Source organism: Nocardioides aestuarii (assembly GCF_039527245.1).
GTDB lineage: Bacteria > Actinomycetota > Actinomycetes > Propionibacteriales > Nocardioidaceae > Nocardioides > Nocardioides aestuarii.
Genome location: NZ_BAAAJT010000003.1, coordinates 413,312 through 428,951, shown reverse-complemented (window position 1 = coordinate 428,951; position 15,640 = coordinate 413,312). Strand labels below are relative to the sequence as shown.

The 15,640-nt window shown below is 71.1% G+C and carries 14 protein-coding genes; 5 read left to right on the top strand and 9 right to left on the bottom strand.

Annotated features, from left to right (window positions below; translation table 11 throughout):
• Positions 1-12 precede the first annotated feature (12 nt).
• Positions 13-663, bottom strand: coding sequence for an HAD family hydrolase (locus ABD091_RS19625; RefSeq protein ID WP_343921728.1), 651 nt, complete (start codon positions 661-663; stop codon positions 13-15).
• Between the two features lie 108 nt (positions 664-771).
• Entirely contained in the window at positions 772-4,554 is a 3,783-nt protein-coding gene (gene metH, locus ABD091_RS19620) for a methionine synthase (RefSeq protein WP_343921727.1), read from the bottom strand.
• 156 nt (positions 4,555-4,710) lie between these two features.
• Here metH and ABD091_RS19615 point away from each other — a divergent pair, with 156 nt between their 5' ends.
• Complete coding sequence (locus ABD091_RS19615; RefSeq protein ID WP_343921726.1) at positions 4,711-5,562, top strand: PAC2 family protein; 852 nt, start codon at positions 4,711-4,713, stop codon at positions 5,560-5,562.
• Positions 5,563-5,688: 126 nt separating this feature from the next.
• Here ABD091_RS19615 and mshC read toward each other — a convergent pair whose 3' ends face one another.
• The 4 genes from mshC to ABD091_RS19595 are packed head-to-tail and all read right to left on the bottom strand — an operon-like array spanning position 5,689 to position 9,007.
• Complete coding sequence (mshC, locus tag ABD091_RS19610; RefSeq protein WP_343921725.1) at positions 5,689-6,930, bottom strand: cysteine--1-D-myo-inosityl 2-amino-2-deoxy-alpha-D-glucopyranoside ligase; 1,242 nt, start codon at positions 6,928-6,930, stop codon at positions 5,689-5,691.
• A 22-nt stretch (positions 6,931-6,952) separates the two neighbouring features.
• A complete protein-coding gene (locus ABD091_RS19605) occupies positions 6,953-7,720 on the bottom strand; it encodes an SCO1664 family protein (protein ID WP_343921724.1) in 768 nt (255 codons plus the stop codon).
• Positions 7,717-8,289 (bottom strand): DUF3090 family protein, encoded by a 573-nt coding sequence (locus tag ABD091_RS19600; RefSeq protein ID WP_343921723.1) that lies wholly within the window; start codon positions 8,287-8,289, stop codon positions 7,717-7,719. Before ABD091_RS19600 ends, ABD091_RS19605 begins: the two co-directional genes overlap by 4 nt.
• Before the next feature lie 10 nt (positions 8,290-8,299).
• Entirely contained in the window at positions 8,300-9,007 is a 708-nt protein-coding gene (locus tag ABD091_RS19595; protein ID WP_343921722.1) for an MSMEG_4193 family putative phosphomutase, read from the bottom strand.
• A 33-nt stretch (positions 9,008-9,040) separates the two neighbouring features.
• Here ABD091_RS19595 and corA point away from each other — a divergent pair, with 33 nt between their 5' ends.
• Both corA and ABD091_RS19585 read left to right on the top strand, forming a co-directional pair.
• Positions 9,041-10,018, top strand: coding sequence for a magnesium/cobalt transporter CorA (corA, locus tag ABD091_RS19590; RefSeq protein ID WP_343921721.1), 978 nt, complete (start codon positions 9,041-9,043; stop codon positions 10,016-10,018).
• Entirely contained in the window at positions 10,015-10,548 is a 534-nt protein-coding gene (locus tag ABD091_RS19585; protein ID WP_343921720.1) for a hypothetical protein, read from the top strand. Before corA ends, ABD091_RS19585 begins: the two co-directional genes overlap by 4 nt.
• Positions 10,549-10,652: 104 nt before the next feature.
• Here ABD091_RS19585 and ABD091_RS19580 read toward each other — a convergent pair whose 3' ends face one another.
• Complete coding sequence (locus ABD091_RS19580; protein ID WP_343921719.1) at positions 10,653-11,477, bottom strand: undecaprenyl-diphosphate phosphatase; 825 nt, start codon at positions 11,475-11,477, stop codon at positions 10,653-10,655.
• A gap of 31 nt (positions 11,478-11,508) precedes the next feature.
• Here ABD091_RS19580 and ABD091_RS19575 point away from each other — a divergent pair, with 31 nt between their 5' ends.
• Both ABD091_RS19575 and ABD091_RS19570 read left to right on the top strand, forming a co-directional pair.
• Entirely contained in the window at positions 11,509-12,456 is a 948-nt protein-coding gene (locus tag ABD091_RS19575; protein WP_343921718.1) for an aldo/keto reductase, read from the top strand.
• Positions 12,456-12,704: a DUF5703 family protein gene (locus ABD091_RS19570; RefSeq protein ID WP_343921717.1), complete on the top strand. Its 249-nt coding sequence runs from the start codon at positions 12,456-12,458 to the stop codon at positions 12,702-12,704. Before ABD091_RS19575 ends, ABD091_RS19570 begins: the two co-directional genes overlap by 1 nt.
• A gap of 98 nt (positions 12,705-12,802) precedes the next feature.
• On the opposite strand, the gene ABD091_RS19565 is transcribed toward ABD091_RS19570, so the two are convergent.
• Positions 12,803-14,167, bottom strand: a complete 1,365-nt coding sequence (locus ABD091_RS19565; protein ID WP_343921716.1) for a hypothetical protein — start codon at positions 14,165-14,167, stop codon at positions 12,803-12,805.
• A 59-nt stretch (positions 14,168-14,226) separates the two neighbouring features.
• Entirely contained in the window at positions 14,227-15,561 is a 1,335-nt protein-coding gene (locus tag ABD091_RS19560) for a M20/M25/M40 family metallo-hydrolase (protein ID WP_343921715.1), read from the bottom strand.
• Between the last annotated feature and the right edge of the window lie 79 nt (positions 15,562-15,640).

The window sequence follows — 15,640 nt, the reverse complement described above, 5'->3', positions numbered from 1 at the left end:
GGTGCAGGAGGCTCAGTTCCCGCGGTTCGCCGGGATCTGCAGGACCCCCAGGTCGGACGCCGCCAGGCCGATCAGCGAGTCGCGGAAGACCCGCCGTTCCCCGTCGAGCACCGGGACGTGGTTGGGCACGACCAGCACCGTCGCGCCGGCACTCTCCGCCGACCGGGCACCGGTGTTCGAGTCCTCGATCGCCAGGCACTCCCCGGGGCCGAGCCGGAGCTCGTCGGCCGCCCTGAGGTAGGGGTCGGGATGGGGCTTTCCGCGGCTCACCGCGTCGCCGGTCACGACGACGTCGAACGTCGCCTCCGGCAGCGCTGCGAGCACCGGTGCGACGAACCTGCGGTAGGACATGGTGACCAGGGCGCAGGGCACGCCGGACGCATTGAGGTCGGCCAGCAGCTCACGTGCCCCGGGCCGCCACGGGACCTCCTCCTCGACCCGCGCCACCACCCCGTCGAGCAGCTGCTCGACGATCTCGGCCGGCTCGAGGTCGATCCCCATGTGCTCGCGGATGTAGCGCCCCGAGTCGAGGAGGTCGAACCCCACGAGGTTGAGGGCATGTTCCTCCGACCAGGTCCCGCCGTGCCGCTCCGCCAGCTCGAACTCCGTGGCGATCCAGTAGGGCTCGGTGTCCACCAGCGTGCCGTCCATGTCCCACAGCACGGCGCGCGGCCAGGTCGCCGGGCTTGCCGTTGGGGACCAATCGACGCGCTTCGGGGGCAGATCACTGCCGTTGGGGACCAATCGGCACTCCTTCTGGATGCGGTGGGGTCACTCGTCGGGGTCGTAGCCGAGGTTGGGCGAGAGCCAGCGCTCGGCCTCGGCCAGGGTCCACCCCTTGCGGTCGGCGTAGTCGGCGACCTGGTCGCGACCGAGGCGGCCGACGACGAAGTACTGCGACTGCGGGTGGGAGAAGTACCACCCCGACACGGACGCGCCCGGCCACATCGCCATCGACTCGGTGAGCTTCATGCCGGTCGCGCTCTCGACGTCGAGGAGCTGCCAGAGCTGCTGCTTCTCGGTGTGGTCGGGGCAGGCGGGGTAGCCGGGCGCTGGCCGGATGCCGCGGTACTGCTCCTTGATCAGTCCGACGCTGTCGAGCTGCTCGTCGCGCGCGTAGCCCCAGAGCTCCTTGCGGACCCGCTGGTGCAACCGCTCCGCGAACGCCTCGGCCAGCCGGTCGGCGAGGGCCTCGAGCATGATCGCGTCGTAGTCGTCGAGCCGCTCCTTCATCTCCGCGATCCGCGCGGCGGTCCCGTGCCCGGCCGTGACGGCGAAGGCCCCGACGTGGTCGCGCAGCCCGGTGGCGCGCGGCGCCACGAAGTCGGAGAGGGCGCGGTTGGGGACGCCGTCACGGTGCTGTCCCTGCTGACGCAGCATCGCGAGCACGGCGTGCGGCTCGTCTCGCTCCTCGGTGAGGTAGACGTGGATGTCGTCGCCGACGCTGTTGGCGGGGAACAGTCCGACGGTCCCGTGGGCGGTGAGCCACTTCTCCTCGGCCACCCGGTCGAGCATCGCCTGGGCGTCGTCGTAGAGCTTGCGCGCCTCGGGGCCGGTGCTCGGGCTGTTGAGGATGTCGGGGAACGAACCCTTCATCTCCCACGCGTTGAAGAACGGCTGCCAGTCGATGTAGCGGCGCAGATCGGTCAGGTCGTAGTCGCGGAACAGCCGCAGGTGCTGGCTCTCGCCGCGGCGACCGACGACGGGTGAGACGTCGTGGTCCTGCTGGAGCAGCAGGCGGGGCCGTGGCGGCCGGTAGCCGCTCCAGTCGATGGGCGTCGCGTTCGCGCGGGCCTGCTCGAGGGTCACCATCGGACGGTCGTGCTTGGCCGCGTGGCGTGCCCGCAGGCTGTCGTAGTCGGCCTTGACGTCGGCCATCAGCTGCTCGCGCCGGGTCTCGTGGAGGAGCGCTGCGACCGTGGGTACCGAGCGCGACGCGTCCTTGACCCAGACCACCGGGCCGTCGTACTTGCCGTCGACCTTCACGGCCGTGTGGGCACGCGAGGTCGTGGCACCCCCGACGAGCAGCGGGATGTCGAACCCCTGGCGCTGCATCTCGCTGGCCATGGTCACCATCTCGTCGAGCGACGGCGTGATCAGGCCGGAGAGGCCGATGACGTCGGCCTCGTGCTCGCGGGCGGCGTCCAGGATCTTCTGCGGCGGCACCATCACCCCGAGGTCGATGACCTCGTAGTTGTTGCACTGCAGGACCACGCCGACGATGTTCTTGCCGATGTCGTGGACGTCGCCCTTGACCGTCGCCATCACGATGGTGCCGTTGGTGTCCTTCTGCGTGGCCAGGGCCGGGTCGTTGGCCTTCTCCTCCTCGATGAAGGGGATCAGGTAGGCCACGGCCTTCTTCATCACGCGCGCGCTCTTCACGACCTGCGGCAGGAACATCTTGCCGGCGCCGAAGAGGTCGCCGACGACGTTCATGCCGTCCATCAGCGGTCCCTCGATGACCTCGATCGGCCGCCCACCCCGCTCGGCGATCTCGGCGCGCAGCTCCTCGGTGTCGGCCTCGACATGGGCGTCGATGCCCTTCACCAGGGCGTGGGTGATCCGCTCGGACACGGGGAGCTCGCGCCACTCCTCGGTGGCCGGGCCCTCGTCCTCGGCGGCGCGGTTGAACTGCTCCGCGATCTCGAGCAGCCGCTCGGCCGCGTCCGCGCGACGGTTGAGCACGACGTCCTCGATCCGCTCGCGCAGCTCGGCGTCGACCTGGTCGTAGACGACGAGGGCGCCGGCGTTGACGATGCCCATGTCGAGCCCGGCCTCGATGGCGTGGAAGAGGAAGACCGCGTGGATCGCCTCACGCACCGGGTTGTTGCCCCGGAAGGAGAAGCTGACGTTGGAGATGCCGCCGGAGACCAGTGCCCCCGGGAGGTGCTCCTTGATCCAGCGCGTCGCCTCGATGAAGTCGCGGCCGTACGTCGCGTGCTCCTCGATGCCGGTCGCCACGGCGAAGACGTTGGGGTCGAAGACGATGTCCTCGGCGGGGAACCCGACCTCCTCGGTGAGGATCCGGTAGGCCCGCTCGCAGACCGCCGTACGCCGCTCGAGGTTGTCGGCCTGGCCGTCCTCGTCGAAGGCCATGACGACCACCGCTGCCCCGTACTTCCGGCACAGCCGTGCGTGCTCGACGAACGCCTCCTCGCCCTCCTTCAGCGAGATCGAGTTGACGATCGGCTTGCCCTGGACGCACTTGAGGCCGGCCTCGATGACCTCCCACTTGGACGAGTCGACCATGACGGGCACTCGGGAGATGTCGGGCTCGCTCGCGACCAGCTTGAGGAACCGGTCCATGGCGGCGACGCCGTCGATCATCCCCTCGTCCATGTTGACGTCGATGACCTGCGCGCCGGAATCGACCTGCTGGCCCGCCACCGACAGGGCGGTGTCGTAGTCGCCGTCCTTGATGAGGCGGCGGAACCGCGCGGAACCGGTGATGTTCGTCCGCTCCCCCACGTTGACGAACAGGCTGGACTCGTCGACCGTGAACGGCTCCAGGCCGGAGAGCCGCATTGCTCCGAGCGGTCGCGCCGGGGTGCGGGGCTCGCTGCCCTTGGCGGCGGTGGCGATCGCGGCGATGTGCTCGGGAGTGGTCCCGCAGCAGCCCCCCACGAGGTTGACCAGCCCCTGGGAGGCGAAGTCGCCGAGCACCGCGGCCATCTGGTCGGGCGTCTCGTCGTACTCGCCGAACTCGTTGGGCAGGCCAGCGTTGGGGTGGGCCGAGACGAAGCAGTCCGCGACCCGGGCCAGCTCGGCGACGTACGGGCGCAGGTCGCTCGCGCCGAGGGCGCAGTTGAGGCCGACCACGAGCGGGCGGACGTGGCGGACGCTGTTCCAGAAGGCCTCGGTCGTCTGGCCCGAGAGCGTGCGGCCGCTGGCGTCGGTGATGGTGCCGGAGATCCAGACCGGCCAGCGGCGGCCCTGCTCCTCGAAGAGCGTCTCGAGCGCGAAGATCGCGGCCTTGGCGTTGAGCGTGTCGAAGATCGTCTCGACCAGCAGCAGGTCGGCCCCGCCGTCCACCAGACCCCGAGCCTCCTCGAGGTAGGAGGCCACGAGCTCGTCGAAGCTGACGTTGCGGGCACCCGGGTCGTTGACGTCGGGCGAGATGGAGGCCGTCTTGTTGGTCGGCCCGAGCGAGCCCGCGACCCAACGGGGACGTTCGGGCGTCGTGAGCTCGTCGGCCGCCGCACGGGCGAGCGAGGCAGCAGCGCGGTTCAGCTCGTAGCACTCGCCCTCGAGGCCGTAGTCGGCCTGGGAGATGCTCGACGCGGTGAAGGTGTTGGTGCAGACGATGTCCGCGCCGGCCTCGAGGTAGGCGCGGTGGATGTCCCGGATGATCTCCGGCTGCGTCAGGGACAGGACGTCGGAGTCGCCGCGCAGGTCGTGGTCGTGATCGGCGTACGGGTCGCCGCGGTAGTCGGCCTCGCCGAGCTGGTGCCCCTGGATGATGGTGCCCATGGCGCCGTCGATGACGAGGATCCGCTCGCGCAGGGCGGCGGTCAGCTCCTCGGTCGCGTCGGGACGCTGCTCGGGTGCGGGCACTGCTCTCCTCTCGGGGTGGGCGTGCTCCAGCCTAGGAATCGCGTCCGCAACGTGGACGTCATTCCCGGATGCTGACACGGCTTCGATGCTGCCACCCGGCGTGGCGGCGTACGAAATCCCGGCGGACCACGCACCCCCGGTGACTAGGGTGGACGGGTGATCGAGATCGAGGACGCCCCGGACCTGGTCGAGCCTGTGGTCATCGCCGCGTTCGAGGGCTGGAACGATGCCGCGGAGTCCGCCTCGGCGGCCGTCGACCACCTGATGAGGGTGTGGGACGCACGGGTCGTCGGGGCCGTCGACCCGGAGGACTTCTACGACTTCCAGGTCAACCGGCCCAGCGTCGGCACCGACGCCAACGGTCACCGGCGCCTGACCTGGCCGACGACGCAGATCGCGGTCGCCTCGCCCCCGGACCTTGACCGTGACGTGATCCTGATCCGCGGCATCGAGCCGTCGATGCGGTGGCGGCAGTTCGCCGCCGAGGTGCTCGCGGCGACCGACGAGCTCGGCGGAGAGCTGGTCGTGACCCTGGGCGCCCTCCTCGCCGACACGCCCCACACCCGGCCGATCCCCGTGACCGGCACAGCGACCGAGCCCGACCTCGTCGACCGGCTCAAGCTCGAGCAGTCGACCTACGAGGGCCCCACCGGGATCGTCGGCGTGCTGCAGGATGCGTGCGTCAAGCTCGACATCCCGGCCGTCTCCTACTGGGCAGCGGTCCCTCACTACGTCGCGTCGCCGCCGTGCCCGAAGGCAACGCTGGCGCTGCTCGGCCAGCTGGAGGACCTGCTCGGCGCCAGCATCCCGCTCGACGACCTGCCGGAGGAGGCGCGCGCGTGGGAACGCGGCGTCGACGAGCTGGCCGAGGAGGACGAGGACGTCGCCGACTACGTTCGCGCGCTCGAGGAGACCCGCGACACCACCGACCTCCCCGAGGCCTCCGGCGAGGCCATCGCCCGGGAGTTCGAGCGCTACCTCAAGCGCAACCGGCCCGACGAGGGCTGACTTCCGGCCGTCGTCCGGGCGGTTCGGGAGCCTGCCGTTTGGTCACCAACGGCACGAATCGGGACTCGATCTCGCCGTTGGTGACCAATCGGCAGTTCCCAGGGCCGCCCGCACGAGCGACGCCCGTCAGAGGGACAGGCCGAGGGCGCCGTCGAGGAGGCGGTGGATGACGCCGGCGGCATCCCGGTCGCTGGCGTCGGCGAGGTGCGACTCCCCCAAGGTCTCGTCGACCCAGGCCTGCACCGCCGCGAGCGCCGAGGGGGCGTCGAGGTCGTGGGCGAGTGCCTCCAGGACCGCCGTGACGACGGGACCCGACGGCGCGCCTGCGCCCAGGGCGAGGGCGCGGCGCCACTCCGCCACGGTGTCGACGGCGGCGAAGAGCTCGGCGTCCGTCCACTCCCAGTCGGCGCGGTAGTGGTGGCGCAGCAGCGCCAGCCGGATCGCCATCGGGTCGACGTCGCTGTTGCGCAGCGCGCTCACGAAGACCAGGTTGCCGCGCGATTTCGACATCTTCTCGCCGTCGTATCCGACCATGCCGGCGTGGGCGTAGGTGCGCGCGAACCGGTGAGCGGGCTCGGCGACGTGCGCCTCGGAGGCACACATCTCGTGGTGCGGGAACACCAGGTCGCTGCCGCCGCCCTGGACGTCGAAGGCATGACCGAGGTGGGCCAGCGCGATCGCCGTGCACTCCACGTGCCAGCCGGGCCGACCGGGGCCGAACGGGCTCTCCCACGACGGCTCGCCGGGTCGCTCCGCGCGCCACAGCACGCAGTCGAGGGGGTCCTTCTTGCCGGACCGCTCCGGGTCGCCGCCACGCTCGCCGAAGACGGCCAGCATCTGGTCGCGGGTCCAGCCTGAGACGGATCCGAACGTGTCGTCGGCACTGACCGAGAAGTAGAGGTCGTCGTCGACCCGGTAGACCGACCCGAGCTCGTCGAGCTTCTGCACGAGGTCGATCACCAGGGGGATCGACTCGACGGCGCCGATGTAGTGGTCGGGCGGGAGCACGCGCAGCGCAGTCATGTCCTGGCGGAACAGCTCGGTCTCGCGCTCGGCCAGCTCGACCCAGTCGGTGCCCACCTTCGTGGCCCGCTCCAGCAGCGGGTCGTCGACGTCGGTCACGTTCTGGGTGTAGGTCACCTCGTGCCCGGCGATCCGCCAGGCGCGGTTGAGCAGGTCGAAGCCCAGGTAGGTGGCCGCATGACCGAGGTGCGTCGCGTCGTACGGCGTGATCCCGCAGACGTAGAGCCGCGCCGGGCCGTCCGCGGGGGTCACCTCGACGAGCTCGCCACTCGCGGTGTCGTGGATCCTCACCGCGGGGCCGGTCTCGGTCAGCCGGGGCAGGTCCGGGGCGGTCCACGCTCGCATGGGAGGAGGGTATCCGTGCGCCCTAGAACGGCGGCCAGGGGATCGCAGGCCAGTCGCCCCGGGGCTGCGGGAGCACGCCGTTGGTGACCAATCGGCGACAGCGACGCTCCAGCGCCAACCGTTCGTGAGCGGCGAGCAGGTGGGACAACTCCTCCCCCAGGTCGCCCTCCAGCGCGTCGAGCACCCGCCGTACGCCGTCGAGCTCCTCGTCGCGGAGCGGTTCGCCTGCCCAGCCCCAGAGGACGGTGCGCAGCTTGTGCTCGTGGTGGAAGGTCACGCCGTGGTCCACTCCGTACCGGTGGCCGCCAGCCATCTCGAGGACGTGGCCGCCCTTGCGGTCGGCGTTGTTGATCACGACGTCGAGGACCGCCATCCGCCGCAGCGGGTCGCTGTCCTCGTGGACGAGCGAGATCGGCGCGTCGCGCTGGTCGACCCCGTCGAAGACGTGGCGGAATCCGGGTGGCAGCGTCCCCTCGGGGACGATCGTCACCGCCTCCTGCTCCGGGTCGGGCTCGCGCCACAGCTGCACCATCCCGGACCCGTGGGGCCCCTCACGGCGCACCGTGGGCGGGACGACGTCCCAGCCGGTCGCCTCGGAGACCAGGTAGGCGGCCACCTCACGGTCGGCGAGGGTGCCGTCGGGGAAGTCCCACAACGGGCGTTCCCCCGCGACCGGCTTGTAGACGACCTGGACGCCGTCGACCTCTCCGACGAAGGTGGCGTTGGAGGCGGGCATGATCCGCCCGTGGAGCACCAGCTCGCCCTCGACGAGCCCCTCCGGAACTCTCACGGGTCGCGGCGCTTGAACCCGTTGGCGCGCACGCAGAGGTGACCCTCGGGGTCCATCGCGTTGCCGCAGAAGGGACAGCTGGGTCGACCGGCGTCGACCACCTTCCCGGCGCGCTCCACGAAGGCGCGGGCGACCGACGCGGGCATCCGGACGACGAGCAGCTCGTCGGGCTCCGGCTCCTCGACGTCCTCGTCGACCTGGTCGGGGCTGACGACCGCAGCCTCGCTGAAGGGGAAGACCTCCACCACGATCCGCTCGTCGTCGGGGTCCCACGAGAGCGTCATGGTGCCGGCCCGGAACTCCTCCTCGATCGGTTGCTCCAGTGGTGCGGAGTCCTCGAGGTCGACCGGGGCGACGGCGGGTACGACGTCGCGCGTGTCGGCCTGCATCAGCTCGTCGAGCAGCTGGTCCATCCGCTCGGCGAGCGCGACCACCTGCTGCTTCTCCAGCGCCACCGAGATGACGCGGACGCCGTCACGAGCCTGCAGGAAGAAGGTGCGCTCACCGGGCGCACCGACGGTCCCGGCGACGAAGCGCTCGGGCGGGTCGAAGGAGTGGACGATCGGCACGTCGACCACCCTAGTGACCCTTTCCAGCAGGTCCCGCGCCCCCGCCGACCACCCCGGTGGCGGGGGCCTTCTTCCCGCCCTTCGGCGCGAGCCACCCCAGGTCGCCCTCGTGGCTGTTGCTGGTCAGCACGTAGGACGCGCCGGCGGCGTACCGGACCACCGACATCGACGCCGGGTCGACGTGGAGCCGCTGGAACTGGTCGAGGTGGAGACCGAGGGCGTCGGCGAGGATGGCCTTGACGAGGTCGCCGTGCGTCACGGCCGCCCACACCGCGTTCGGCCCGTGCGCCGCCTCGACCTCCGCGTCGTGGCGCCGGATGGCGGCCACGGCCCGCGACGACATCGCCGCCATCGACTCACCGTCGGGGAACGTCACGCTCGCCGGGTGCTGCTGGACCACCTTCCAGAGCTTCTCTTTGGCCAGGTCCTTCAGCGCCCGCCCCTGCCACGCGCCGTAGTCGCACTCGACGAGTCCTCGCTCGGAGACGACCTTCGGTGGCGCTGCCTGCTCCCCCACGAGGGCCTTCGCGGTCTCGCGGCACCGCTCGAGGGGACTGCTGACGATCGCTGCGAGCGGCACCGAGGACAGTCGGCGGGCGGCTCGTTCCGCCTGACCGCGGCCGGTGTCGTCGAGGTGGACGCCCTTGAGCCGTCCCGTCAGCAGGCCGCTCGCGTTGGCGGTCGAGCGGGCGTGTCGCACCAGCACCACGGTTGCCATGCCGGGGACTGTACTGGGGCTAGCCTCGGGCCTGTGATCGTCGACAGCGCCGTCTACCGGCAGGGGACACGGGTCCCGGTGGCCTGCGACGTCGCCGACCTCGCGGCGATGCGGGCCAGCAGCACCCCCGGCGACTTCGTCTGGGTCGGCCTCCACGACCCCACCGAGCAGGAGCTCACCGAGGTCGCCGCCGCCTTCGACCTGCACCCCCTCGCCGTCGAGGACGCGGTCAACGCCCACCAGCGGCCGAAGCTCGAGCGCTACGACGACTCGCTGTTCCTCGTGCTCAAGACGCTCTGGTACGTCGACGCCGAGGACGCGGTCGAGACCGGTGAGATCAACCTCTTCGTCGGCCAGGACTTCATCGTGAGCGTCCGCCACGGCGAAGGTGCCGCCCTGCGCCAGGCGCGGCTCGACCTCGAGGCGCGCGAGGCCGTCCTCGCCCACGGCCCCTCGTCCGTGGTCTACGCCGTGTGCGACCAGGTCGTCGACGGCTATGAGGCGGTCTGCGACGCCCTCGTCGAGGACGTCGACGAGGTCGAGCTCTCGGTGTTCTCCGAGGACCGCACCAACGACTCCGCGCGGATCTACGTCCTCAAGCGCGAGCTGGCGGAGGTACGCCGCGCCATCCTCCCCCTGCGCGACCCGATGGGCCGGTTCGCGACCGGCACGGTCCACGGGATCGACCGCGACGCGGCGCCGTACTTCCGCGACGTCGGTGACCACCTCAGTCGCTGCGCGGAGACCGTCGACGAGCTCGACGGGTTGCTGTCGACCGCGTTCGAAGCGCACCTGGCCCGGATCTCGGTCCAGCAGAACGACGACATGCGCAAGATCTCCGCCGGCGCGGCACTCGTCGTGGTCCCCACCCTCATCGCCGGCGTCTACGGGATGAACTTCGACGTCATGCCCGAGCTGCACTGGCAGTTCGGCTACGCATGGGCGATGTGCCTGATGGTCGGGACGTCACTCGGGCTGCTGTGGTTCTTCAAGCGCTCCGGCTGGCTGTGACCGTCCCCGCCGACCTGCAGGAGCTCGACCTCAGGGGAGTCCGCGCCCGTGATGAGACCATCGCGCTCGACTGGCGCCACCTCCTCGTCGTCGGGGCGAGCTTCGACGGGTGCACCTTCAGCCAGCGGCGGAGCGGCCCGGTCCTGACCACGGGCGGCGTGGCCGCGCAGGGCAGCCTCGGAGCCACGGGCGGGCCGTCCGTCTACCGGCGCTGCCGCTTCGTCGGCGTGCGCTTCAAGACCCTGGGCGGTTTCTCGCTCGGCGCCGCCCGGTTCGAGGACTGTGCCTTCGAGCGGTGCCGCTGGAACGGCCACTTCCACCACGACGCCGACCTGGTCGACTGCACCTTCGCCGGGCCGATGGACGGCTGCGTGTGGCAGGGCAGGTCACCTTCGGGCCGCCGCAACGCCGTCACCGGCAACGACTTCACCGGCGCCGTCATCGGCGAGAACGTGGGGTGGCGGTCTGGCCTGGACCTGGACGCCCAGCGCTGGCCCGAGGACTACACGCCGGTCCTGGGCGACCCCTGAGCGGCTCTTCGAGCGGGTTGCCGATTGGTCACCAACGGCGAATCTGGAGCCGAATTCCTGCCGTTGGGGACCAATCGGCGACCTCGGCGGGCGCCCCAGCGGCGTCAGGCGGCGAGGACCCCGGCGCCGAGGAGGACCAGGACGAGGGTGCCGAGGCCGATCCGGTAGAGGACGAACGGCGTGTAGGAGTGGGTCGAGACGTAGCGCAGCAGCCAGGCGATCGCGGCGTACCCGACGACGAACGAGACGACCGTGGCCACGATGGTCGGGCCCCAGCCGTAGGTGTTCTCGCCGTTCGGGATCTCCTTGAGCTCGAAGAGCCCGGCGCCGACCACCGCCGGGATGGCGAGCAGGAAGGCATAGCGGGTCGCGGCCTCCCGCTCGTAGCCGAGGAACCGACCCATCGAGATCGTGGCTCCCGAGCGGGACACCCCGGGGACGAGAGCGCACGCCTGCGCGAGCCCCATGAGGACGGCGTCGCGCAGCGTGAGCTGCTTGATCTTCTTCTCGTTGGCGCCGACCCGGTCGGCGATGCCGAGGACGATGCCGAGCGCGATCAGGGTGACGCCGATGATCCACAGGTTGCGGAAGTCCTGCTCGATGATGTCCTTGAGCAGGACGCCGAGGACGACGATCGGCAGGGAGCCGACGATGATGAACCAGCCCATCCGCGAGTCGAGGTGGCCGCGCAGCTCGGGTCGGTAGAGCGAGCGCACCCACGCCGACGCGATCCGCCAGATGTCCTTGCGGAAGTAGATGAGCACGGCGAGCTCGGTCCCGATCTGGATCACCGCGGTGAAGGCGGCGCCCGGGTCTCCCCAGCCGAAGAGCTCGGGAAAGATCCGCAGGTGAGCGCTGCTGGAGATCGGGAGGAACTCGGTCAGGCCCTGGAGGGTGCCGAGCACGACGGCCTTGAGGAGGTCCCACACGTCGAGCAAGCCTACGGATAGCCTTCACCGCATGCAGCATCGCGCCGTGGGACACACGGGTCTGAAGGTCTCCCGGCTCGGGCTGGGCACGCTCACGTGGGGCCGCGACACCGACGAGCACGAGGCTCGTGACCAGCTGATCGCGTTCGCCGAGGCCGGGGGCACGCTGCTCGACACGGCGGCGGGATACGGCGACGGCGCCTCCGAGGAGCTGATCGGCCGGCTGGTGGGGGACGTCGTGGCCCGCGACGAGGTCGTCATCGCGACCAAGGCCGGGATCTCCCGCAAGACCGGGCAGCGCGTGACCAACGCCTCGCGCGGCCACCTGCTCGCCACCCTCGACGAGTCGCTGAAGCGGCTCGGGGTCGACCACGTCGATCTCTGGCAGGTCCACACCTGGGTCGACGACGCGCCGCTGGAGGAGACACTCTCCGCCCTCGACCTCGCCGTCGCGACCGGGCGCGCGTCGTACGTCGGCATCAGCAACTACACCGGCTGGCAGACGGCCCAGGCCGCCACCTGGCAGCGGGCCGTGCCGGGGCGAGCGACGTTGGCGTCCACCCAGGTCGAGTACTCCTTGCTGAACCGTGACGTCGAGGCGGAGATCATCCCGGCGGCGCAGGCGCTCGGCCTCGGCGTGCTGCCCTGGTCGCCGCTGGGCCGCGGTGTGCTCACCGGCAAGTACCGGCACGGCACCCCGGCCGACTCGCGTGCCGCCTCCCCGCACTTCTCGAACTTCGTCGAGCACTACCTGACCGAGCGCACGGCCGGTGTGGTCGAGGCAGTGACCCGAGCCGCCGACGGTCTGGGGTGGACGCCGCTGCAGGTGGCCCTGGTGTGGGTGCGCGACCGGACCGGCGTCACGGCTCCGATCGTCGGGGCCCGCACCGCCGCCCAGCTCCAGCCGGCGCTCGCGATCGAGGACCTCGAGCTCCCGGCGCAGCTGGTCGCCGCCCTCGACGACGTCTCGGCCTACTGATGGCTCGCCCCAGACCCACCGACCGGCCGCTCGGCCGCGGGGTGGAGTGGCAGTTCGAGAAGCTGACGATCTCGAGGGAGTTCTCGCGCAACGCCGTGACCCGGCTGCTCGTCGACCGGGCCGAGCACGGGGGCTGGGAGCTCGACCGGGTCCAGATCCGCTCCGACGGGACTCGGCGCGTGATCCTGCGCCGGAAGATCATCCGGCAGCGCCAGACCGTGTGGTTCGGCGATCCTCAGCCCGTCTGAACCGTCCCGGGTCCGTGCCGTTTGGTCACCAACGGCAGAAATCCGGCGGGGAATCTGCCGTTGGGGACCAATCGGCGACGATCCGGCGCCCCGCGACGTCAGGCGGTGGGGTCGAGGTCGGCGTCGCCGGCAGCGGTCCTGAGCCGCTCGACGATCATCGTCGCGGCCTCGGTGTAGGCGTCCTCGGAGACGTAGTGGTCGATGTCGTGGGCGGCGGAGACCTTGACGACGTAGGGGCCGACCACCAGGAAGAGCAGCTCGAGGCGGTCCTTCTCCTTCTCGCCCTCGGTGCGGTGGGTGAAGAGGTAGTCGACGTCGGCGCCGGTGTCGACGAGGAGCCCCCGCAGGATCCCGGCGGCCTGCATGCGGCCGGCGGTGACGTCGGACCACACCGACTTGTCGTAGTAGGTGACGGCGAAGACCTTGTCGAGGGTGCGGATGCCGATGGCGGGGTCGGCGGCGGTCCAGATCTCCAGCGTGGCGTTGGCGTCGCGGCCCCGGTCGGGATAGCTCCTCCGGGTGCACTGCTGGTGCACCGTCTTCGACCACGACGAGCGCAGCGCCGTGGCGGGTTCGAGCGGCAGCGAGTCCGAGCCGACCTCCTGGTCCTCGGGCTGGCCGGTGAGGGCCTCGAAGACCTCGGGGTCGAGGATCTCGCAGGGCTCGACGAAGGGAGCGTCGGGACCGGCCCCGGTGGCGTCGGGCGGCACCGTCGCGACGGGCACGGTCGAGGCCTCGCCGACGGCGTCCGCGGCGCTGGCGAGCAGCTCGGTCGCCCACGGCAGCTGCCGCCGATAGTCCTTGGCGCTCAGCGGCTCGGGGTCGAACGTGATCCCTTCCTGGTAGGTGAAGGTCAGCACCAGGTTGTCCTGCAGCCGCTCGAAGCGCGCGAAGCCCGGGACGTAGAGCATGTCGGGCTCCCCCGGCACCGGCTCTCCCCCGAGCTCGTTGGCGTCCTTGGCGAAATCGACCACCCACGCGGTCTCGGGGTCGGCCGCGAGCCGCCGCATCTTCGCGTCGTAGCGGGGGCTGAGCAGGTAGCGGTCGTGCTGGAAGCGCGCGCGGGCGTCGGTGGCGCTGCGATAGGCGTCGACCTCGAGCTCGACCGTCGTGGAGTCGCCGAGGTCGTAGGAGCAGCGCAGGTGGACCGCCCGGCTGAGGTTGTCGGTCTCCTCCTCCACCTCGGCCTGGGTGAGCGAGTGGTCGAGGTAGTCCTGGGTCCACGTCGTCCCCCCGTCGACGCCGCCGATCACCCGCTCCACCTCGTCCGGGGTCAGCAGCGCACAGGGCTGCGCCATCGGGTGGTCGCCGAAGGCGAGGGCCTCCGGGGAGGCCTCCTGCGACGACGCGCCCGCCGGATCGGGCGACGTCCGCTCCTCGCCTCCGTCGGTGCAGCCCGCGACGAGCACCGTGGTCGCGAGCAGGATGGGCAGGACGGCGCGTCGGCCGGGTCGTGCGGTCATGCTGGTGTCTCCCCCGTGGATTCAGGACGTGGGTGGGTCCTACCCCACCCGACGAGCGTTCACACCTGGTCGAGGAAGCGGTCGAAGACGCGGGCGCCGAACTCGAGCGCGTCGACCGGCACCCGCTCGTCGACCCCGTGGAAGAGAGCGGTGAAGTCGAGGTCGGCCGGGAGCCGGAGCGGGGCGAACCCGTAGGACCGCATGCCGAGCGTGCGGAAGTGCTTGGCGTCGGTCCCGCCGCTCATGAGGTACGGCGCCACGACCGCGTCGGGGTCCTCGGCCAGCAGCGAGCGCTCCATCGCGCCCACCAGGTCGCCCTCGTAGGGCGTCTCCCAAGGCCGCTGGTTGGAGAGGTAGTCGATCTCGATCCCGTCACCCACCAGCGTGGCCAGCGTGTCGAAGAACTCGTCCTCGAAGCCGGGCAGGAACCGGCCGTCGACGTGGGCAGTCGCCTCGGTCGGGATGACGTTGGCCTTGTAGCCCGCCCCCAGCATCGTCGGGTTGGTGGTGTTGCGGATGACCGCGCCGAGCATCCGGGAGGCGCTCCCGAACTCCTCGATCAGCTCCTCGGCGTTCTCGGGCGTCGCCTCCGTGCCGGCGAGGTCGGCGACGGTGGCGAGCAGCACCTCCATGGCGGGCGTCAGCCGGACCGGCCACTCGTGGGACCCGAGCCGGGCCACGGCCTGGGAGATCCGCGTGACCGCGTTGTCCGGGTTGATCATCGAGCCGTGACCGGCGCGACCGCGCGCCGTGAGCTTCATCCAGGCCATGCCCTTCTCGGCGGCCTCGATCAGGTAGATCCGCTTGCCGCGGACGGTCGCGGAGAACCCGCCGACCTCGCCCACCGCCTCGGTGACCCCGTCGAAGTGGTCCGCGTGGTCCTCCACCATCACCTGGGCGCCGTGGTGGCCGCCGGCCTCCTCGTCGGCGGTGAAGGCGAGCACGACCGGACGGTCCGGCAGCACGCCCGCCTGCGTGCGGGCCCGCACCACCGAGAGCAGCATGGCGTCGAAGTCCTTCATGTCGACCGCGCCGCGGCCCCAGACGTAGCCGTCCTGGATCTCGCCCGAGAAGGGGTCGACCTTCCAGTCGTCCGCCGCCGCCGGGACCACGTCGAGGTGGCCGTGGAGCAGCAGCGGCGGACGGTCGCTCGACTGGTCGCCCCAGTGGGCGATCAGGCTGGTGCGCCCGGCGGTGCGCTCGACCACCGTCGACTCGATGCCGACCTCGTCGAGCAGCGTCGCGACGTGCTCGGCCGCCTTCCTCTCCCCCGGCCCGGAGTGGTCGCCGTAGTTGGAGGTGTCGATCCGGATCAGGTCGCGGCAGAGGTCCACGACCTCGCTCGCGGGGTCGTACGCCGGGGTCGTCTGGTCGGTTCCGCTGTCGGGCGCCATGGCTCGATCCTGACACGGATCCGGAGGTCCTCCCCGATGCGGGATCCGGCCCGGTGCTTTGCTATGTTTTCTCCCGCAC

Coding starts and splice junctions, on each gene's coding strand:
- mshC (WP_343921725.1), bottom strand. CDS start 6,930: ATGCGAGCGTGGACCGCCCCGGACCTGCCCCGGCTGACCGAGACCGGC.
- ABD091_RS19595 (WP_343921722.1), bottom strand. CDS start 9,007: ATGGCAACCGTGGTGCTGGTGCGACACGCCCGCTCGACCGCCAACGCG.
- ABD091_RS19575 (WP_343921718.1), top strand. CDS start 11,509: ATGCAGCATCGCGCCGTGGGACACACGGGTCTGAAGGTCTCCCGGCTC.
- ABD091_RS19570 (WP_343921717.1), top strand. CDS start 12,456: ATGGCTCGCCCCAGACCCACCGACCGGCCGCTCGGCCGCGGGGTGGAG.
- ABD091_RS19565 (WP_343921716.1), bottom strand. CDS start 14,167: ATGACCGCACGACCCGGCCGACGCGCCGTCCTGCCCATCCTGCTCGCG.
- ABD091_RS19560 (WP_343921715.1), bottom strand. CDS start 15,561: ATGGCGCCCGACAGCGGAACCGACCAGACGACCCCGGCGTACGACCCC.